20 protein-coding genes are annotated in these 20227 nt (G+C 62.7%); 10 read left to right on the top strand and 10 right to left on the bottom strand.

Annotated elements, in window-relative coordinates:
• Positions 1 to 63: 63 nt before the first annotated feature.
• Positions 64 to 843: an ABC transporter ATP-binding protein gene (locus tag NL154_RS26900; RefSeq protein WP_221153362.1), complete on the top strand. Its 780-nt coding sequence runs from the start codon at positions 64 to 66 to the stop codon at positions 841 to 843.
• An 8-nt stretch (positions 844 to 851) separates the two neighbouring features.
• On the opposite strand, the gene mmsB is transcribed toward NL154_RS26900, so the two are convergent.
• From mmsB to NL154_RS26860, 8 genes are all read right to left on the bottom strand, one after another.
• The gene (gene mmsB / locus NL154_RS26895; protein ID WP_221124027.1) at positions 852 to 1733 is read right to left on the bottom strand and encodes a 3-hydroxyisobutyrate dehydrogenase; all 882 of its coding nucleotides are present in this window, start codon (positions 1731 to 1733) and stop codon (positions 852 to 854) included.
• Between the two features lie 9 nt (positions 1734 to 1742).
• Positions 1743 to 3338, bottom strand: coding sequence for a GMC family oxidoreductase (locus NL154_RS26890; protein ID WP_221124026.1), 1596 nt, complete (start codon positions 3336 to 3338; stop codon positions 1743 to 1745).
• A 76-nt stretch (positions 3339 to 3414) separates the two neighbouring features.
• Positions 3415 to 4404, bottom strand: a complete 990-nt coding sequence (locus NL154_RS26885; RefSeq protein ID WP_210632303.1) for a branched-chain amino acid ABC transporter permease — start codon at positions 4402 to 4404, stop codon at positions 3415 to 3417.
• A 1-nt stretch (position 4405) separates the two neighbouring features.
• Entirely contained in the window at positions 4406 to 5293 is an 888-nt protein-coding gene (locus NL154_RS26880) for a branched-chain amino acid ABC transporter permease (protein WP_085739908.1), read from the bottom strand.
• Positions 5294 to 5297: 4 nt separating this feature from the next.
• Complete coding sequence (locus NL154_RS26875) at positions 5298 to 5999, bottom strand: ABC transporter ATP-binding protein (RefSeq protein ID WP_221124025.1); 702 nt, start codon at positions 5997 to 5999, stop codon at positions 5298 to 5300.
• Complete coding sequence (locus NL154_RS26870) at positions 5999 to 6781, bottom strand: ABC transporter ATP-binding protein (protein WP_430961509.1); 783 nt, start codon at positions 6779 to 6781, stop codon at positions 5999 to 6001. The genes NL154_RS26875 and NL154_RS26870 overlap by 1 nt, the downstream gene beginning before the upstream one ends.
• A 5-nt stretch (positions 6782 to 6786) precedes the next feature.
• Positions 6787 to 7992, bottom strand: a complete 1206-nt coding sequence (locus tag NL154_RS26865) for an ABC transporter substrate-binding protein (protein WP_221145042.1) — start codon at positions 7990 to 7992, stop codon at positions 6787 to 6789.
• A gap of 334 nt (positions 7993 to 8326) precedes the next feature.
• Entirely contained in the window at positions 8327 to 8566 is a 240-nt protein-coding gene (locus NL154_RS26860; RefSeq protein WP_434734387.1) for a hypothetical protein, read from the bottom strand.
• Between the two features lie 248 nt (positions 8567 to 8814).
• On the opposite strand from NL154_RS26860, the gene NL154_RS26855 reads away from it, so the two are divergent.
• Positions 8815 to 9768 carry a LysR family transcriptional regulator gene (locus NL154_RS26855; RefSeq protein WP_210632298.1) on the top strand — a complete coding sequence of 318 codons (954 nt, stop codon included), beginning with the start codon at positions 8815 to 8817 and terminating at the stop codon, positions 9766 to 9768.
• On the opposite strand, the gene NL154_RS26850 is transcribed toward NL154_RS26855, so the two are convergent.
• Positions 9769 to 10107, bottom strand: a complete 339-nt coding sequence (locus NL154_RS26850; RefSeq protein WP_210632297.1) for a cupin domain-containing protein — start codon at positions 10105 to 10107, stop codon at positions 9769 to 9771.
• Between the two features lie 168 nt (positions 10108 to 10275).
• Here NL154_RS26850 and NL154_RS26845 point away from each other — a divergent pair, with 168 nt between their 5' ends.
• The 4 genes from NL154_RS26845 to NL154_RS26830 all read left to right on the top strand — a co-directional run bounded on the left by NL154_RS26845 (position 10276) and on the right by NL154_RS26830 (position 13985).
• The gene (locus NL154_RS26845; protein ID WP_210632296.1) at positions 10276 to 11463 is read left to right on the top strand and encodes an acyl-CoA dehydrogenase; all 1188 of its coding nucleotides are present in this window, start codon (positions 10276 to 10278) and stop codon (positions 11461 to 11463) included.
• A 97-nt stretch (positions 11464 to 11560) separates the two neighbouring features.
• Positions 11561 to 12022 carry a DUF4126 family protein gene (locus NL154_RS26840; RefSeq protein ID WP_434734386.1) on the top strand — a complete coding sequence of 154 codons (462 nt, stop codon included), beginning with the start codon at positions 11561 to 11563 and terminating at the stop codon, positions 12020 to 12022.
• Entirely contained in the window at positions 12019 to 13380 is a 1362-nt protein-coding gene (locus NL154_RS26835) for an FAD-containing oxidoreductase (RefSeq protein WP_210632294.1), read from the top strand. Before NL154_RS26840 ends, NL154_RS26835 begins: the two co-directional genes overlap by 4 nt.
• Positions 13381 to 13415: 35 nt before the next feature.
• A complete protein-coding gene (locus NL154_RS26830; RefSeq protein ID WP_221102528.1) occupies positions 13416 to 13985 on the top strand; it encodes a DedA family protein in 570 nt (189 codons plus the stop codon).
• Positions 13986 to 13999: 14 nt separating this feature from the next.
• Here the strand turns inward: NL154_RS26830 and NL154_RS26825 are convergent, their stop codons facing one another.
• On the bottom strand, positions 14000 to 15043 hold the full coding sequence (locus NL154_RS26825; RefSeq protein ID WP_210632293.1) for an NAD(P)-dependent alcohol dehydrogenase: 1044 nt from the start codon (positions 15041 to 15043) through the stop codon (positions 14000 to 14002).
• Positions 15044 to 15541: 498 nt separating this feature from the next.
• Here NL154_RS26825 and NL154_RS26820 point away from each other — a divergent pair, with 498 nt between their 5' ends.
• The 4 genes from NL154_RS26820 (at position 15542) to kdpB (ending at position 20215) form a co-directional block, all read left to right on the top strand.
• Positions 15542 to 15904, top strand: coding sequence for a copper resistance CopC family protein (locus NL154_RS26820; protein ID WP_210632292.1), 363 nt, complete (start codon positions 15542 to 15544; stop codon positions 15902 to 15904).
• Positions 15905 to 16228: 324 nt separating this feature from the next.
• The gene (locus NL154_RS26815) at positions 16229 to 16318 is read left to right on the top strand and encodes a K(+)-transporting ATPase subunit F (RefSeq protein WP_003594574.1); all 90 of its coding nucleotides are present in this window, start codon (positions 16229 to 16231) and stop codon (positions 16316 to 16318) included.
• A gap of 68 nt (positions 16319 to 16386) precedes the next feature.
• On the top strand, positions 16387 to 18090 hold the full coding sequence (gene kdpA / locus NL154_RS26810) for a potassium-transporting ATPase subunit KdpA (RefSeq protein WP_434734385.1): 1704 nt from the start codon (positions 16387 to 16389) through the stop codon (positions 18088 to 18090).
• Between the two features lie 64 nt (positions 18091 to 18154).
• Positions 18155 to 20215, top strand: a complete 2061-nt coding sequence (gene kdpB, locus NL154_RS26805; RefSeq protein WP_221145032.1) for a potassium-transporting ATPase subunit KdpB — start codon at positions 18155 to 18157, stop codon at positions 20213 to 20215.
• Positions 20216 to 20227: the final 12 nt, after the last annotated feature.

Below are 20227 nucleotides of genomic sequence, written 5' to 3'. Positions count from 1 at the left end.
AGGAACCGGGTGTGAAGGGAGGGCTTGCCTCCCGAACCTGCAGTGCCGAACCTGGAGCAGACCATGCCTTCGTCCTTCCTTGCCCTGTCCGGAATTACCTATGCCATCGGGCCGAAGTCGATCCTCTCGGGCGTCGACCTGACCCTCGAAAAGGGCCGCATCTACGGTCTGGTGGGGCCGAACGGGTCCGGCAAGAGCACGCTTTTGAAGATCCTCGCCCGCCAGATCGCGCCGCAATCCGGCGCCATCGCCTTCGACGACAAGCCGGCGGCTGACTGGGGTGCCCGCGAGTTTGCCCGGCACGTCGCCTATATGCCGCAATTCACCCCGGCGGCCGACGGGATGACCGTGCGCGAACTGGTGGCGCTCGGCCGTTTTCCCTGGCACGGTACGCTCGGGCGCTTCACCGCAACGGACCGCAGCAAGGTCGAGGAGGCGATCGCCCGCACCGGTCTTGAGGATTTTGCCGATCGCCTCGTTGCCAACATGTCCGGCGGCGAGCGCCAGCGCGCCTGGATCGCCATGATGCTCGTCCAGGATGCCAGCTGCCTGCTACTCGACGAACCGACATCGGCGCTTGACCTCGCCCATCAGGCGAGCGTTCTCTCCCTGGTACAGGATCTCAGCCACGAACGCGGGCTGACCGTCGTCATCGTGCTGCACGATATCAACCTCGCCGCCCGCTACTGCGACGCGATCGTCGCGCTCAGCCGCGGCCGGATCACGGCCGAAGGCACGCCCGCCGAGATCATGCAGGCCGACACGCTGCACTCGATTTTCGGCGTCGGCATGGGCGTCTTCCCGCACCCGGTTCGAAGGGAACCGGTCAGCTATCTCTTGTAGGCCGTCGCCTACACCTTCTCGCGGAACATCTCGATGATGGCGGAAAAATCCCTGCCGCCATTGCCCTGCTTTTCGAAGAGCGCATAAAGTTGCGCGGCCTCCGCGCCCATCGGCGTTGAAGCGCCGCTCGCGAGCGCCGCCTCCTGCGAGAGCTTGAGATCCTTCAGCATCAAGGCTGCGGCAAAACCTGGCTTGTAACCATTGTTGGCAGGCGAGGTCGGCACCGGCCCGGGAACCGGGCAATAGGTGTTGATCGACCAGCATTGGCCTGATGAGGTCGAGGCGACGTCGAACAGCGCCTGATGCGAGAGGCCGAGTTTCTCGGCCAGCACGAAGGCTTCGCAGACGCCGACCATCGAGATGCCGAGGATCATGTTGTTGCAGATCTTCGCCGCCTGACCAGCGCCCGCCTCGCCGCAATGGACGATCTTCTTGCCCATGGCTTCGAGGATCGGCTTCGCCCGGGCGAAGGCTTCCGGGGAGCCGCCGGCCATGAAGGTCAGCGTTCCCGCGCTCGCGCCGCCCGTGCCACCCGAGACGGGTGCATCAAGCGACAGGCAGCCTGCTGCGTTGGCCATCTCATGCGCCTTGCGGCTGCTCTCGACATCGATGGTCGAGCAATCGATGACAAGTGTTCCCTGCGCGGTAGTCTGCAGGATATCGGTCCACGCCGTCAGCACATGCCGGCCCTGCGGCAGCATCGTGATGACGATCTCCGCGTCCTTGACTGCCTGGCTGGCATGGCTCGCCGGTTTGACGCCGCTCGCCTCGGCCGCCTTCAGCACGGAGGCGGCGAGATCGAAGCCGAGAACCTCGTGACCCGATTTGACGAGATTGGCCGCCATCGGCCCGCCCATGTTGCCGAGCCCGATGAATGCGATCCTTGCCATGGTCTTCTCCTATCGATTGTCTTCGAGGATCATCGCCGCCGCCTTTTCGGCGATCATGATCGTCGGCGAATTGGTGTTGCCCGAGGTGATCGACGGCATCACCGAGGCGTCGGCGATCCTGAGCTTGCCGAGCGCCCTGAGTTTCAGCCTGGGATCGACGACGCTCTCCCTGTCGGCGCCCATACGGCAGGTGCCGACGGGATGAAAGATCGTCGTGCCGATATCGCCGGCCGCCCGCTCCAGATCGGCCTCGGTCTGATAGCTCGGCCCCGGCTTGAACTCTTCCGGCCGGAACCTCGCGAAGGATGGCTGCGCGACGATCCTGCGTGTCAACCGTATCGAACGGACAGCTATGTCACGATCGCGCTGCGTCGAGAGGTATTTCGGGCTGATCGTCGGCTGTGCGGCAAAATCCGGGCTCGACAGGTGCACCGAACCGCGGCTTTCCGGCCTCAGATTGCAGACGCTCGCGGTGATCGCCGGGAAAGGATGGACGGGGTCGCCGAATTTTTCGAGCGAGACCGGCTGCACGTGATATTGCAGGTCGGGCGTCTCCCGGTCCGGCCCCGAGCGGGTGAAGATGCCGAGCTGGCTCGGCGCCATCGCCATCGGCCCGGAGCGGCGGACGAGATATTCGAGCCCGATCGCCGCCTTGCCGATCAGCTTCGTCGCCTTTTCGTTCAGCGTCGGAACGCCGGTCACCTTATAGGCCAGACGCAGCTGCAGATGATCCTGCAGGTTCTCGCCGACACTCTTGATCTCGGTGACGACATCGATGCCCACCCGCTGCAGCACCTCGCCCCTGCCGATGCCGGAGAGTTCCAGAATATGCGGCGAGCCGATCGAACCGGCCGAAAGGATGGTTTCCTTGCCCGCATAGGCGCGCTTCGCCACGCCCTGGTGCTGGAATTCGACCCCGGCGACGGCCCCCTCCTCCACCAGCAGGCGCCGCACCTGCGCCTTGGTAAGCACCGTCAGGTTGGAGCGCTTGCGCGCCGGGCGCAGGAAGGCTTTCGACGTGTTCCAGCGTATGCCCGAGCGCTGGTTGACGTCGAAATAGCCGGAACCTTCATTGCTGCCGCGGTTGAAATCTTCCGTCTCGGGGATGCCGGCTTCTCTCGCCGCCTGCTGGAAGGCGTCAAGCACGGCCCAGCGCACCCGCGCCTTCTCGATGCGCCATTCGCCGCCGACCCCATGCATCTCGTCTTCGCCGCGATAAAAATCCTCGGACTTGCGGAAGAAGGGCAGAACATCGTCCCAGCCCCAGCCGCTGCAGCCCATCTGCCGCCAGAGGTCGTAATCGCGCGCCTGACCGCGCATATAGATCATGCCGTTGATCGAGGAGCAGCCGCCGAGTACCTTGCCGCGGGGATAGCTCAGCGCCCGGCCGTTCAGCCCCGCTTCCGGCGCCGTGGTGAAGCACCAGTCGGTACGCGGATTGTTGATGCAATAGAGATAGCCGACTGGGATATGGATCCAGTGGTAGTTGTCGCTGCCGCCGGCTTCCAATAGCAGCACGCGGCTCCTGCCGTCGGCGGATAGACGATTGGCGAGTACGCAGCCGGCACTGCCTGCCCCGATGATTATGTAGTCGTAACGATCCATGTGCGCCCTGCACGAAAATCCAGATGCTTGGCCGCCCGCCTCTGCCCACGCTGCGAAAGAGGGAGACGGCCGCCCGTTAGCGGCGATAGACGAAGCCCAGCTTCCGCCCGAGCCGCGAGGCATAGAATTCGCCGATGATGCCGCGGCGGAAGATCAGCACGCAGACCATGAAGACGACGCCGGTGATGATCGTCACCGGAAATTCCGAGGTCGCGAGGTAGTTTTCCAGCGCCACCACCAACCCCGCGCCGAAAAGCGGGCCGATCAGCGTGCCGATGCCGCCGAGCAGCGTCATCAGGATCACCTCGCCCGACATCTGCCAGGCGACGTCGGTGAGCGTCGCGAACTGGAAGACGATCGATTTGACCGCGCCGGCCAGCCCCGCAAGCGCTGCCGACATGACGAAGGCGCCGAGCTTGTAGCGCGTCACGGAATAACCGAGCGAGATCGCCCTTTGCTCGTTTTCGCGGATCGATTTCAGGATCATGCCGAAAGGCGAATTGATGAAACGCCAGATGATCAGGATGCCGACGAGGAAGACGGCCAGCACGAAATAATACATGTTGGTCGAGTTGTTCAGATCGATGAAGCCGAAGAGGTGGCCACGCGGCACCGACTGGATGCCATCCTCGCCTTCGGTAAACTTGGCCTGCAGGCAGAAGAAGAAGAACATCTGCGACAGCGCCAGCGTGATCATCGCGAAATAGATGCCCTGGCGGCGGATCGCGAAGAAACCCATGACCAAGCCGAGAAAGGCCGCCCCCGCCACGCCGATCAGGATGCCGAGTTCCGGCGGCAGGCCCCATGCCTTCACCGTATAGGCGGTGAAATAGGCGGCACCGCCGAAGAAGGTGGCATGGCCGAAGGAAAGCAGACCGGTATAGCCGAGCAGCAGGTTGAAGGCACAGGCAAACAGCGCGAAGCAGAGCAGCTTCATCAGGAAGATCGGATAGAAGAAGAACGGCGCGAGCAGCAGAAGCAGCAGTCCGACAAGCAGGAAGCCCGCCTGCACCGATAGAGCGGTTCGACTTTTTTCCGTTCGGATGGTTTCGGTGATGTCAGTCATGTCAGGCATCCCGGCCGAAGAGGCCCGCGGGCCTGATGAGAAGCACGATCGCCATGATGACGAAGATCACGATGTTGGAAGCCTCGGGATAGAAGACCTTGGTCAGGCCCTCGGCGATGCCGAGCACATAACCGGTGATGATCGCACCCATGATCGATCCCATGCCGCCGACGACGACCACGGCGAAGACGACGATGATCATGTTCGAGCCCATCAGCGGCGAGACCTGGTAGATCGGCGCCGCCAACACACCGGCAAAGGCGGCAAGGCCGGCGCCGAGCGCGTAGGTCAGCGTCAGCAGTACCGGCACGTTGACGCCGAAGACCTGGACCAGCACGGCGTTTTCGGTCGCAGCCCTGAGATAGGCCCCGAGCTTGGTCTTCTCGATCAGCAGCCATGTGCCGAGGCAGACGACGAGCGAGACGACGACCACCCAGCCGCGATAGATCGGCAGGAACATGAAGCCGAGATTGGCCCCGCCGGCAAGCGCTGCCGGCGTCGCATAGGGCTGGCCGGAAGAACCGTAGAGATAGCGGAAGGTGCCTTCGACGGCGAGCGCCAGGCCGAAGGTAAAGAGCAGGCCGTAGAGTGGATCGAGATCGTAGAGCCGGCGCAGGAACAGCCGCTCGATGACGGCACCGGCAAGCCCGACGATAACAGGCGCCAGGATCAGCGACGGCCAGTAGCCGATGCCGGCATAGGTGAGCAGCAGATAGGCGACAAAAGCGCCGAGCATATATTGGGCGCCATGGGCGAAGTTGATCACCCGGAGCAGGCCGAAAATGATGGCGAGGCCGAGGCTGAGCAGCGCATAGAACGAACCGTTGATCAGGCCGATCAAGAGCTGGCCGAGCAGCGCCTGCAGGGGAATGCCGAAGATCATCGTCATCTGGTCACACTCCCAGAACCTTGTGCAGCGTATCCATGCGCTGCGGCAGTTCGCCGACCGGGAATTCCGACACCATCTGCCCATGATCCATCAGATAGAAGCGATCGGCAATACGGCTGGCGAAGCGGAAATTCTGTTCGACGAGCAGGATCGTCATGCCGCGCTCCTTGAGCTTCTTCAGTACCTCGCCGATGCGCTGGACGATGACCGGAGCAAGCCCTTCCGTCGGTTCGTCGAGAATGAGCAGCCGCACACCGGTGCGCAGAACCCGGGCGATCGCCAGCATCTGCTGCTCGCCGCCTGAAAGTTTGGTACCCGGGCTGCCGCGGCGCTCGTAGAGATTGGGAAAGAGTTCGTAGATCTCGTCGAGCGTCATGCCGCCCGCCGCCACGACAGGCGGCAGCAGCAGGTTTTCCGAGACGGTGAGCGTCGAAAAGATGCCGCGCTCCTCCGGCACGAATCCGATGCCCCGGTGCGCCGTCTTGTGCAGCGGCACATGCATCATGTCGCTGCCGGCAAAGCTGATCCTGCCCTTGCGAGCGCGCACGATGCCGGTGATGGTGCGCAGCGTCGTCGTCTTGCCGACGCCGTTGCGGCCGAGAATGGTGATCGTCTCGCCCTCGCCGACATGCATGTCGACGCCGTGCAATATGTGGCTTTCGCCGTACCAGGCGTTGAGGCCCTGGACCTCGAGGAGAGCGGTCATCAGTGCTCCTCCGTGCCCATGTAGGCCTCGCGGACGCGCTCATCCTGGCTGACGGTGGCATAGTCGCCCTCGGCAAGGATCTCGCCGCGCTGCAGCACGGTGACGTGCTGGCAGATATTGGCGACGACGGAGAGGTTGTGCTCGACCATCAGCACCGCCCGGTCGCGGGCGACGTCACGGATGATCGCGGAGACGACGCCGACATCCTCATGCCCCATACCGGCCATCGGCTCGTCGAGCAGCAACACTTTCGGGTCGAGCGCCAGCGTCGTGGCGATCTCCAGCACGCGCTTGCGGCCATAGGAAAGATCGGCGGCGAAATGGTCGCGCTCCTTGGAAAGGCCGACGCTCGCAAGCAGTTGCTCGGCGCGTTCGTTCAGCCGGTCGAGCGCCGAGAGCGGCCGCCAGAATTGCGTCGACAGATGGTTCGGCCGCTGCAGCGCCACGCGCACATTGTCGAGCACGCTTAAGTGCGGAAAGACCGCCGAGATCTGGAAGGAGCGCACCAGCCCCATGCGCGCCACCCTGTCGGGCGGGGTCCCGGTGATGTCGGTGCCCATCAGCGTGATCGTGCCAGCCGTCGGCTGCAGGAACTTCGTCAGCAGGTTGAAGACCGTCGTCTTGCCGGCCCCGTTGGGGCCGATCAACGCATGCACGCTGGCGTCATGCACGTCGAGATCGACATTCTTGACGGCCGTGAAGCCGCCGAAATCGCGGCGCAGGCCGCGGGCGGACAATACCACCCGCGGCTTTACCTGAGTTTCACTCGCGGAAACCGCCATCGTGCCTACTTCACCAGATCGCAGCCGCTCTTGGCGGGATCGATATAGGCGTCCTTGCCCGGAATGGTGGCGAGAACGTTGAAGTAATCCCACGGCTCCTTGCTTTCGGAAGGTTTCTTGACCTGCAGCAGATACATGTCGTGGATCATGCGGCCGTTGGGGCCGACCGTGCCGCCGCGGCCGAAGACGTCGTCGACAGGCATTTCATGCAACTGCTTGGCGACGGCTTCCGTCTCGTCGGTGCCGGCTTTCTGCACCGCCTTCAGATATTGCGTCACCGCCGAATAGGTGCCGGTATGGATCATGTTCGGCATCTTGCCGGTGCGGTCGAAGAACTTCTTGGCGAAGGCGCGGCTTTCGTCGTCGCGGTTCCAATAGTAGCCCTCCGTCAGCGTCAGGCCCTGCGCTGCCTCGAGACCGAGACCATGGACTTCGGCGAGCGTGAAGAGCAGCGCCGCCAGATGCTGGCCGCCCTGGGTGATGCCGAATTCGGCCGCCTGCTTGATGGCGTTCGAGGTATCGAGGCCGGCGTTGGCGAGGCCGATCACCTTGGCGCCGGACGATTGCGCCTGTAGCAGGAAGGAGGAGAAGTCCTGGGTTGATAGCGGATGGCGGACGGCGCCGACGACGGTGCCGCCGCTTGCCTTGACATATTCGCTGGTCTGCTGCTCCAGCGAATAACCGAAAGCATAGTCGGCCGTCAGGAAGAACCAGCTGTCGCCGCCCTGCTTGACGAGGGCGCCGCCGGTGCCGACAGCGAGCGCGTGGGTGTCGTAGGCCCAATGGAAGCCGTAGGGCGAGCAGGCCTTGCCGGTGAGATCCGTCGTCGCCGCACCGGTGACGATGTCGATCTTCTTCTTTTCCTTGCCGATCGCCTGCACGGCAAGCGCCACCGAGGAGGTCGTCAGTTCCATGATCGCATCCACCTGCTCGGTGTCGTACCATTGCCGGGCAATGTTTGAGGCGATATCCGGCTTGTTCTGGTGATCGGCATCGACGATCTCGACCGGCACATCCAGCACCTTGCCGCCGAAATCCTCGACGGCCATCTTGGCGGCCTCGACGGAAGACTTGCCGCCGAAGTCGGCATAAACGCCCGACTGGTCGTTCAGGATGCCGATCTTGACCTTGCCGTCGGTCGCGCTCTGCGCGAGCACGGCAGTGCTGCTCGCAAGCAGAAATGCAACTGATGCAATGAGATTCTTACGCATATTCTCTCCTCCCAGAGATGAGCCAGATTGCGGGTCTGTTCAGATTTGGCCGGTCGCACTCCTCAGAACGACCGCCCCTCGTCCTACGATCATGGAAATTCTCGCCTGAAGCAACGGGTGGTTTACAACTAATTCCAAACAGTATCTGTTCATTTTTGCACAGACAGAAAGCTGCACAATTTCCATCCCAACCTCAGGGAGCGCCAGGAATCAGCGCTCAGCGCTAGAACTAGGGCAGTTTCTGCAGTTGTGCAGGCATGTGCCATCAGCCGAATGAACAATCCTACTTTGTCCCTTCATCCCACAGGCGCATTTCGGCACGTTCAGGCTGCTGTTACTTCCACTGCGTCCCGTTGTCGGCACCGCAGCCATAGGGAGGCAAGACGCCGCTAAAGGTTTCTTTCAGCTTGGCACAGCCCCAGGCATTGATCGGGCTTGGCATAGCCGAGTTGAGCGTCATGCCGACTTCGTCATAGGGACTTTCAGTGTTGGAGACGTAGCGATACCAACGAAAACCGATAACAACAACGAATGCGAGAGCGACCGTCAGCAGCAGGCGAGCCAATTTCTTCATCAATATTCCCTCAAAATTTCAAACGCGGCCGTGTAGCATTACTCAGAGAGACTGAAAGCGCCGCCGCCGAAGCATCAACGGATTTATCGCCGGCGCCTCCCCGGCCTCATCGAGCTCCAGGGCTTTCGCCGAACACGCAGCCTCCGATTGCCGATAGATTGGAAACAAAACTCAAACAAAACAATGAATTGTATCAATCTTTAAAGATCATGCTATTCGTTGCTGGTTGTTGAACGGAGGGAATGGCGATGACGAACTCACCGCAGTTTACCTGGGACGATCTGCAGTTTTTTCTAGCCGTCGCCCGTACCGGACAGCTCTCGACGGCGGCCCGGCAGTTGCGCTCCAGCCACGCCACCGTTTCTCGGCGTATCGACCGGCTGGAATTTGCCCTCAAGGTCAAGCTCTTCGAACGCAATCCGCGTGGCTACGTGTTGACCGCCATGGGCACGCGTTTCATCGAGACGGCCGAGCGGATGGAGCAGGAGACCGAGCGGCTGCGCACCGACCTTGCCGATGGCTCGATGGCGCAGCGCGGCCTCGTGCGCCTCAGCGCGCCTGAGGGTTTTGCCAATTTCTTCTTCGCCACCGTGTTGCCGCGCTTTGCAGCCCAGCATCCGCATCTTTCGCTCGAGCTGGTGACCATCCAGCAGATCATGTCGCTGTCGCGCAAGGAGGCCGATCTTTCAGTTGTGCTCGACGAGCCGAAAGGCGGGCCTTATTACGCTGAAAAGCTGACCGATTATCACTTGCAGATCTACGGCTCGCGCGACTATCTGGCAAAGGCGCCTGCCATCACCTGCCGCGAAGATCTGCTTCAGCATCCTTTCGTCAGCTATATCGAGGAAATGATTTTCGCGCCGGGGCTGGATTATCTCAGCGATGTGCATCCGCGCATCAAACCGCAGTTCCAGAGCTCCAGCATTTTCGCGCAGCTCACCGCCACCCGAAACGGCCTCGGCCTCTGCATCCTGCCCTATTTCTTCGCCAGCCGTTATCCCGAGCTCGTGCGCGTGCTGCCCGAGGAGATCGACCTCAAGCGCCATTACTGGATTACCTGCCATCGCGATCTGAAACAGGCGCCGCGTGTGCGGGCGGTCATCGACTTTCTGCGCGAGGCCGTGCGCGGCGAAGATGCGCGCTTCGTGCCGCCCTATATCGCCGCCGCCAGTTCCGCGCGCCGGTCGGAATCCGAAAGCTGATTACTTGAGAAACTCGGCCCGGTGCGGCGTGAAGGTATCGATCAGCCGGCCCTTTTCCAGTGCCTTGACGCCATGGACGAGATTGGGCGGCACGATGAAGCTGCCGCCCTGCCGCAGCACTTCGGTGCGGCCATCGATCGTCACCTCGAAGCTGCCTTCGGCGACATAGCTTGCCTGGATGTGCGGATGCGAATGGGCAGCACCCACGGCGCCGCTTTCGAACGCCACTTCTACCATCATCATCTCGGGCAGATAGGTCATGACGCGCCTGGTGACGCCAGGCTCCGGATTGATCCAATCGGCCCCCTCGCCCGATACGAACAGATCGCTTGACGACATTTCCGCCTCCTCATTCCAGAATCGACCGCGGGCAAAGTGGATCATGGCGTCGCGTTTGAAAAGATGGCCGCCCCTGTCTTTTCGATAGGGACGCCTTGTTGTTGACGCGCTCGGCTGGCGGGTCTATGCGACCTTGAGCGAGGCAAGGCTGAATGAGGAGACGCTGCCATGCAGCATACGCGCGAAGTTTTCGACTGGTCCGACCCATTCCGCCTGGTGGAGCAGCTGACCAACGAGGAGCGCATGGTGCAGGATTCCGCCCATGCCTATGCGCAGCAAAAGCTCGCTCCCCGTGTTCTCGACGCCTTTCGCAATGAAAAGACCGATCCCGCCATCTTCCGAGAAATGGGCGAACTCGGCCTGCTCGGCCCGACGATATCCCCCGACTATGGCGGCGCCGGCCTCGGTTACGTCTCCTACGGCCTGATTGCCCGCGAGGTCGAACGGGTCGACAGCGGCTATCGCTCGATGATGAGCGTGCAGTCCTCGCTTGTCATGGTGCCGATCGAAACCTTCGGGTCCGAGGCGCAGAAGCTGAAATACCTGCCCAAACTTGCGACCGGCGAATGGATTGGCTGCTTCGGCCTGACCGAGCCCGACCATGGCTCCGACCCAGGCTCGATGGCGACACGCGCCAGGAAGGTCGACGGCGGCTATAGCCTGACCGGCTCGAAGACCTGGATCTCGAATGCACCGATCGCCGATGTCTTCGTCGTCTGGGCAAAGACCGAGGATGGCCTCATCCGCGGCTTCATACTCGAAAAGGGTTGGAAGGGGCTTTCGGCCCCCGCCATCCACGGCAAAGTGGGCTTGCGCGCCTCGATCACTGGCGAAGTGGTGATGGACGGGGTCTTCGTGCCGGAAGAAAATCTTCTGCCCGGCGTCACCGGTCTCAAGGGACCGTTCACCTGCCTCAACTCGGCCCGCTTCGGCATTGCCTGGGGCGCACTTGGTGCCGCCGAGGATTGTTATGCCAGGGCACGGCAATATACGCTGGAGCGCAAGCAGTTCGGCCGGCCGCTCGCCGCCAACCAGCTGATCCAGAAGAAGCTCGCCGACATGGCGGCGGAGATCGCGCTCGGCCTTCAGGGCTGCCTGCGGCTCGGCCGAATGAAGGAGGAAGGCCATCCGCCGGTGGAGCTGACCTCGATCCTCAAGCGCAACAGTTGCGGCAAGGCGCTTGATATGGCGCGCGCGGCCCGCGACATGCTCGGCGGCAACGGCATCTCCGACGAATTCGGCATCGCCCGCCATCTCGTCAACCTCGAAGTGGTCAACACCTATGAGGGCACGCACGACATCCATGCGTTGATCATCGGCCGGGCGATCACCGGCATCGCCGCCTTTGCAAATTGAGTTGCAGAGCCCGGCCAGACCTGGCGAATTGCCACGCGCCTGACAATGTGAGACCTTCCCTGGCTGCGGCATAAGGCCGGCAATGAGGGGATCACGCATGTTTCTGCTTCTTGCATTGCTGATCGGTGTTATCTCGGGCCTTCGCGCCATGACTGCGCCCGCTGCCGTCGCCTGGGGTGCGGCGCTCGGCTGGTTCGACGTATCGCAGACGCCGCTTGCCTTCATGGGCTACCGGTGGACGCCGTGGATTTTCAGCGTTCTCGCCGTCGTTGAACTCGTCACCGACCAGCTGCCATCGACGCCGTCGCGCAAGGTGCCGATGCAGTTCGGCGCCCGCATCGTCACTGGAGCACTTGCCGGCGCCACGATCGGCGCAGCCAGTAGCCTGCTTTTCGGCGGGCTGATCGCCGGCGTGATCGGCGCCGTCATCGGCACCTATGGCGGCGCCGCGCTGCGCGCCAGGCTTGCCGCCGCCTTCGGCAAGGATCCGCCGGCCGCCCTCATCGAGGATGCCGTTGCCGTTGTCGCTGCCGTGTTGATCGTGGGAGCCGTGTCATGAAAAGCTTCGACGCCATCGTTATCGGCGCTGGCCAGGCCGGCCCGTTCCTCGCCGCCCGCATAGTCGAAAAGGGCATGAAGGTAGCGCTCGTCGAGCGCAAGTTCCTCGGCGGCACCTGCGTCAATGCCGGCTGCATGCCAACGAAGACTCTCGTCGCCAGCGCCCGCGCCGCCCATGTCGCAAGAAGCGGCGCCGCCTACGGCGTCAATATCCCCGGGGAAATCGCTATCGACATGAAAGTGGTGAGAGCCCGGGCGGAAACGGTGACGATGAACGCCCGCAACGGCCTGATCGGCTGGTTTGACAGCATGGATGGCATGAGCGTGATCTACGGTCATGCCCGCTTCGAGGATGCGAAGACCGTCCGCGTCAACGGCGAGACCCTGACGGCGCCGCGCATCTTCCTCAATGTCGGCGCGCGACCTGTCATCCCCGAGCTGCCCGGCATCGATGACATCGACTACCTCACCAGCACCTCGATCATTCATCTCGACACGCTGCCGCGGCATCTGGCGGTGATCGGCGGCAGCTATATCGGGCTGGAATTCGCCCAGATGTATCGCCGCTTCGGCGCCGAAGTCAGTGTCATCGAGCACGGCCCGAAGCTCGCTTCGCGCGAGGACGAAGATATATCGGACGCGATCGCCGATATACTGCGCTCCGAAGGCATCACAGTCCACACCGACGCCGGCAACATCGCTTTCGCGCGAAATGGCAGCGGAATTGGCGTTGCCGTCGGCGCGGCGAAGATCGATGCGAGCCATGTGCTGATCGCCACCGGCCGCAAACCGAATACCGACGACCTCGGCCTCGAGGCCGCCGGCGTGGCGACGGACAAGCGCGGCTATATCACCGTCGACGACAAGCTTGCCACCAATGTCGAGGGCATCTTTGCGCTCGGCGACTGCAATGGCCGCGGCGCCTTCACCCATACTTCCTACAATGATTTCGAAATCGCCGCCGCCAACCTGCTCGACGGCGACGACCGCAGGGTCTCGAGCCGCATCCCGGCCTATGCGCTCTACATCGACCCGCCGCTCGGTCGCGTCGGCATGACGGAGAAGCAGGCGCGTGCCTCCGGCCGCAGGATCATGGTCTCGACCCGGCCGATGAGCCGCGTCGGCCGGGCCAATGAACGCGGCGAGACCAAGGGCTTCATGAAGGTGATTGCCGATGCCGACACCAAAGAGATCCTCGGCGCGGCGATCCTCGGCATCGAAGGCGACGAGGTGATCCATGGCCTGATCGATGCAATGAATGCGGGAACCACCTATCCCGCGCTGAAATGGTCGGTGCCGATCCACCCGACGGTGTCGGAGCTGATTCCGACGCTGCTTGGGGATTTGAAGCCGGTTTAGCCGTGACCTGACCTCGGGAAGAGCTGGAGGCGCGCATGCCTATCGAAGCGCTGATCGAAAACTACGGCCTGCTGGCGATTTTCCTGGGTGCAGCCTTCGAAGGCGAGACGGCCGCCTTCCTCGGCGGCGTGATTGCCCATCGCGAACTGCTCACCTATTGGTCGGCGTCGCTGGCGGCCACCGCGGGCTCTTTCGCCGGTGACCAACTCTGGTTCTTCGCCGGCCGTTATGCCGCGCAATGGAGCGTCGTGCGCCGGCTGATGGAAAGACCCGCGCTCGCTCGCGCAACCGGGCTTCTGGAGAAATATCAGACCGGCTTCATCCTGGCGTTCCGTTTTCTCGTCGGATTGCGCACCATCAGCCCGATCGTCATCGGCACGACCCGGATCTCGACCGGCAAATTCATCGTCCTGAATGCGGTAGCCGCGTTAGTGTGGGGGCAGCTTTTCACAGCGCTCGGCTATCTGTTCGGCCACGGCATCCAGCAGACACTCGGCCGCCTGCCCCTTCACCGGCACCTGCTGATCGCCATCGCAGCCGCCGCTGTCGTGGCAGTGGCGGCTCTACTCTTTCGCAGGATGAAATCAAGCGGCAGCCATCCGTAAGAGCGCTGCGGCGCCTATTCCATAACGATCTGCAGCTTCACGTCGCTCGGCCGCGCTTCGACCGCGCGATCGAAGGCCTTGATCGAATCTTCGAACTTGAACGTCTCCGATATCAGTGGCTTCAGATCGACGCGGCCTGATGCCAAGAGTGCGATCGAACGCTCATACTGGTGGGCATAGCGGAACACCGTTTCGATGCGGATCTCCTTGGTGGTGGCCGTCGAGACGTCGAAGCCGACCGGATTGACCGGCAGGCCGACGGCGACGACGACACCGCCCGGGCGCGGCAGCGCCATGATCGTCTCCCAGGCCTTGGGTGACCCGGAGCATTCGAAGACAACATCCGCACCCCAGCCTTCGGTCAGCCGGCCGACCTCTTCGATCAGGTTCTTCTCGCGGATATTGACCGGGACGACGCCCTGATATTGCGCGGCGATGTCGAGCTTCGGCTGGGCGAGATCGGCGACGATCGCGCGGGCGCAGCCGCCGGCAAGGGCGGCGATCGCGACCATCGTGCCGATCGGCCCGGCGCCGAGAACGATAGCGGTATCGCCGGGCGCGATCGTCGCCTTGGCTGCCGCCTGCATGCCAACCGCGAAGGGCTCGACCATGGCGCCTTCGGCGAAGCTGACATTGTCGGGCAGTTTGAAAGTATAATTGGCCGGATGCACCACTTCGGGCGTCAGCACGCCATGGATCGGCGGCGTCGCCCAGAAGCTGACGGCAGGATCGATATTGTACATGCCGAGCCGGCTCGCCTTGGAGTTCGGATCGGGGATGCCCGGCTCCATGCAGACACGGTCGCCGACTTGCAGATGTGTGACACCGGCCCCCACCTCGACCACCGTGCCGGCCGCCTCATGGCCGAGCACCATCGGCGCGTTGACGACGAAGGGGCCGATCTTGCCGTGGGTGTAATAATGAACGTCTGAACCGCAGACGCCGACGGTATGAATCTTGATCTTCACCTGCCCCGGCCCTGTCTCCAGCGGCAGATCGATGTCGCGCAACGCAAGCTCATGCTGGCGCTCCAGCACCAGCGCACGGACTTTGGTCATTCTCGGTTTCCTTCCCTATGGCCCGGCGATTCAGAGGGTGCCGTTGAGCCGACTATAAGACCTCAAGGCGCTTCAATTCAACCGCCAACGTAAGCTTTTGCTCATCACGTGACGAAATGCTCATATGCGTAGCCCGAAAGATAACCGCTGATAAACCTCCGTATGATTCCGGAAGAGAGCACCGGAGAGTACAGTTACTTCATCATCAGCCATGACACAGTGGGAGGCGGCAAAAGAGATGAAGCATGATAACGACAATGTCGGCGGAAACTGGCTTTCCTCGAGGATCTTCAGACGGCTCCGAAAATTCTGGCGCAGATTGGTGGCCGATTGGAACGCCGCCCTTCAGAGGGACAACCCAGGGCTGCCAATGCGCGTCATTCTACGGACGCGGGATCGAAATCGCCCCCGACAGCGTTACTAGCATGCAGCCCGCATGGCGCGGCGGAAGCATGACGGCTCCCGGCGCCATTGGAACGGCAATATAGGAAGGCCATCATGAAGTCGGTCGTGTCATTCTGCCTGTTCGCATCGCTGCTCTTCGCCGCCAACCAGGCGGCCGCGGCGCTGGAACAAGCGTCTCTGCCCTCGCAGCAGCAGGAAGAAGAGCTCGTGCCGGCCAATGTCGAGCTTACCTTCAGCGGTCCCGTCGATCTGGCCCGCTCGACCGCCACCTTGCTCGATGCCCAAGGCAGGACGCTTCCCCTGGGCAAGCCGTTCCTCTCCGGTCCCGAAGGATCCATTTTCAAGATCCCGCTTGATCCCTCCATGGCGCCCGGCCTCTATACCCTCGACTGGCGCGTCCTCTCGATGGACGGCCGCAGCGCCGAAGGCCATTACCAGTTCCGGGTCGATCCTTGAATTTCAAGATCGCGCCCTGCTCTCGTTTCCGCTGCAGCCGCCTGAAAGCATTTATAAGATTTTTATATTGATGCCGTTTCGGCCGTCTCGAACCTTTATGCGCTCCGGATCCATATTGGTGCCCGAGAGATTCAAGGATCATCTCCACGCCAGAAAGTATGAAAGGCAGTCTCCAACGGCCGCCCTTTGTCTTGTCTGACTCCAACAAGAACAGCAGGAGTCACGATTATGATGGATATCATTCTGCTCGGCACCGCGATCTTATTTTTCGCGCTGTGCTTTGCCTATGTCGGAGCCTGCGACAGCCTCTAAGGAGAAACGACGATGACCCTCGATTATATCCTGAGCGGCGCCGTAACCGTGTTTCTCACCGTTTACCTCACCTACGCTCTCTTACGCCCAGAACGCTTCTGAAAAACCGACGCTTCCGGGGCCGCGCCTGCGCGACCGGGAACCAGCCGGGTATTGAAAGTTTTAGCCCCATGACCCTCAACGGATGGCTTCAGATCCTGCTCTATTGCGGGATCGTCCTCGCGCTCGTCAAACCGCTCGGCGGTTACATGACCCGAGTCTACAACGGCGAGCGCACATTCCTGTCACCCGTCCTCGTTCCGATCGAACGGGGGCTTTACCGCGTTGCCGGCACCAGCGAACGCGAGGAGCAGCATTGGACCTCCTATGCCTTTGCAATGCTGCTGTTCAACTTGCTCGGCGTCCTCTTGCTCTACGCGCTGATGCGCCTGCAAGGCGTTCTGCCCTACAATCCGGCTGGCATGGCTGCCGTCCCGCCGGAACTTTCCTTCAACACCGCCGTCAGCTTTACCACAAATACGAACTGGCAGAATTACGGCGGTGAAAGTACCATGTCGTATCTGGCCCAGATGGCCGGCTTCACGGTGCAGAACTATCTGTCCGCTGCGACCGGCATGGCGATCGCGGTCGCTTTCATCCGGGCCTTCGCACGGGCGTCCGGCAAGGCGATCGGCAATTTCTGGGTCGATATGATCCGCGGCACGCTTTATATCCTGCTGCCCACCTGCATCGTGCTGACGCTCGTCTATGTCTATCTCGGCGTGCCCCAGACACTCGGACCCTATGTCAATGCGACGACGCTCGAAGGCGCGCAGCAGACGATTGCGGTCGGCCCCGTCGCCTCGCAGCTCGCGATCAAGATGCTCGGCACCAATGGCGGCGGCTTCTTCAATGCCAATTCCGCCCATCCGTTCGAAAATCCCGATGCGATCTCCAACCTGATCCAGATGGTTTCGATCTTCGCGATCGGTGCGGGTCTCACCAACGTCTTCGGCCGCATGGTCGGCAACCAGCGCCAGGGCTGGGCGATTCTGGCCGCGATGGGCGTGCTGTTCATCGCCGGCGTCGGCGTCACCTATTGGGCGGAAGCGGCCGGCAATCCGCTGATGCATGCCTTTGGCCTCGTCGGCGGCAATATGGAGGGCAAGGAAGTCCGGTTCGGCGTCGCCTTGTCCTCGCTCTTCGCCGTCATCACCACCGCCGCCTCCTGCGGCGCGGTCAACGCGATGCATGGCAGCTTCACCGCACTCGGCGGCCTCATTCCGCTGATCAACATGCAGCTCGGCGAAATCATCGTCGGCGGTGTCGGCGCCGGTTTCTACGGCATCCTGCTCTTCATCATCGTCGCCGTCTTCGTCGCCGGCCTGATGGTCGGCCGCACGCCGGAATACCTCGGCAAGAAGATCGAGGCGAAGGAAATGAAGATGGCCGTTCTCGCCATCCTCTGCCTGCCGCTCGCCATGCTGGTCTTCACCGCAATCGCCTCGGTTCTGCCGATCGCCGTCGCCTCCGTCGGCACGGCCGGCCCGCACGGTTTCTCCGAGATCCTCTATGCCTATACCTCGGCTGCGGCCAATAACGGCTCGGCCTTCGGCGGCCTGACGGGCAATACGCCCTGGTACAACGTGACGCTCGGCATCGGCATGCTGGCCGGCCGCTTCCTGGTCATCATCCCGGCGCTCGCCATTGCCGGCTCGCTGATCGCCAAGAAGACGGTTCCAGCCTCGGCAGGCACCTTCCCGACCGACGGTCCGCTCTTTGTCGGCCTGCTGATCGGCACGATCCTGATCGTCGGCGGCCTGACCTTCTTCCCGGCTTTGGCCCTCGGCCCAGTCGTCGAGCACTTGGTCGCGATCGCCGGGCAAACCTTCTGAGGCGATGCCATAACCCGCATCCCAGGGTTCCTTCGCCGTCCTCGTTTCAAAGCTGGAGTCTTTTATGAGCCAGGCAAAATCCGCGAGCATCATCGATTCTCGCATCCTCGTTCCCGCCGCCGGCGCCGCCTTCACGAAGCTCGACCCGCGCGCCCTTGCCAGAAATCCGGTCATGTTTGTCGTGGCCACGGTTTCGGTGCTGACCACCGTCCTCTTCCTGCGCGACCTCGTGGCGGGCAACGGCAATCTCGGCTTCTCGTTCCAGATCAATCTCTGGCTCTGGTTCACCGTGCTCTTTGCCAATTTCGCCGAGGCCGTCGCCGAAGGCCGCGGCAAGGCGCAGGCGGATTCGCTGCGCAAGGCGCGCACCGAAACCCAGGCCAAGCTGCTGACCGCCAACAACGGCAGCGACTACTGCATGGTGCCGGGCACCAGCCTCAAGGTCGGCGATATCGTGCTGGTCGAAGCCGGCGACATCATCCCTTCGGACGGCGAAGTCATCGAAGGGATCGCCTCCGTCAACGAGGCGGCGATCACAGGTGAATCCGCCCCGGTCATCCGTGAATCCGGTGGCGATCGTTCGGCGGTGACCGGCGGCACGCAGGTGTTGTCCGACTGGATCCGCGTGCGCATCACCGCGGCGGCGGGCTCCACCTTCCTCGACCGGATGATCTCGCTGGTTGAAGGCGCCGAACGCCAGAAGACGCCGAACGAGATCGCGCTCAACATCCTGCTTGCCGGGATGACCCTGATCTTCGTGCTCGCCACCGCGACGATCCCGAGCTTTGCCATCTATGCCGGCGGCTCGATCCCGATCATCGTGCTCGTCGCCCTTTTCGTCACCCTGATCCCGACGACGATCGGCGCGCTCTTGTCGGCGATCGGCATTGCCGGCATGGACCGGCTCGTCCGCTTCAACGTGCTCGCCATGTCCGGCCGCGCCGTCGAAGCGGCCGGCGACGTCGACACGCTGCTGCTCGACAAAACCGGCACGATCACCCTCGGCAACCGCCAGGCGACGGCCTTCCACCCCGTCCGCGGCGTTTCCGAGCAGGAGCTCGCCGATGCCGCCCAGCTCGCCTCGCTTGCCGACGAAACGCCGGAAGGCCGTTCGATCGTCGTGCTCGCCAAGGAGAAATATGCGATCCGCGGCCGCGACATGGCGAGCCTCAAGGCCAGCTTCGTGCCTTTCACCGCCCAGACCCGCATGAGCGGCGTCGATCTCGAAGGCGCCTCGATCCGCAAAGGTGCGGTCGATACCGTGCTCGCCCATGTCAACGGCGAGGCCCCCTCGAAGAACGGCAACGAGGTCGTCCGCGAGCTGCAGTCGATATCAGACGAGGTCGCCAAATCAGGCGGCACGCCGCTGGCCGTCGCCCGCAATGGCAGATTGCTCGGCATCATCCAGCTGAAGGACATCGTCAAGGGCGGCATCCGCGAGCGTTTCACGGAACTCCGCCGCATGGGCATCCGCACGGTGATGATCACAGGCGACAACCCGCTGACGGCAGCGGCCATCGCCGCCGAGGCCGGCGTCGACGATTTCCTCGCCCAGGCGACGCCCGAGATGAAGCTGGCGCTGATGCGCGAGGAACAGGCCAAGGGCAAGCTCGTCGCCATGTGCGGCGACGGCACCAACGATGCCCCGGCGCTGGCCCAGGCCGATGTCGGCGTTGCCATGAACACCGGCACCGTCGCCGCCCGAGAGGCCGGCAACATGGTCGATCTCGACTCGGACCCGACAAAGCTGATCGAGATCGTCGAGATCGGCAAGCAGCTGCTGATGACACGCGGCGCGCTGACGACCTTCTCGATCGCCAACGACATCGCCAAGTATTTCGCCATTATCCCGGCGATGTTCCTGACCTTCTATCCGCAGCTCGGTGTGCTCAACATCATGGGACTGTCGACGCCGCAAAGCGCCATCCTCTCGGCGATCATCTTCAACGCCCTGATCATCATCGCGCTGATCCCGCTGTCGCTGAAGGGTGTGCGCTACCGGCCGATCGGCGCCGGAGCGCTTCTGTCACGCAACCTGCTGATCTACGGCCTCGGCGGCATCCTCGTGCCCTTCGTCGGCATCAAGGCGATCGACTTGGCCGTCGCCGCCCTCGGCCTCGCCTAGCGGAAGATCCGG

Origin of the sequence: Rhizobium sp. YTUHZ044 (assembly GCF_051123975.1) — a bacterium.
Lineage (GTDB): Bacteria > Pseudomonadota > Alphaproteobacteria > Rhizobiales > Rhizobiaceae > Rhizobium.
Note: the sequence above shows the minus strand (reverse complement) of the source record. Positions and strands in the feature narration are given on the sequence as shown.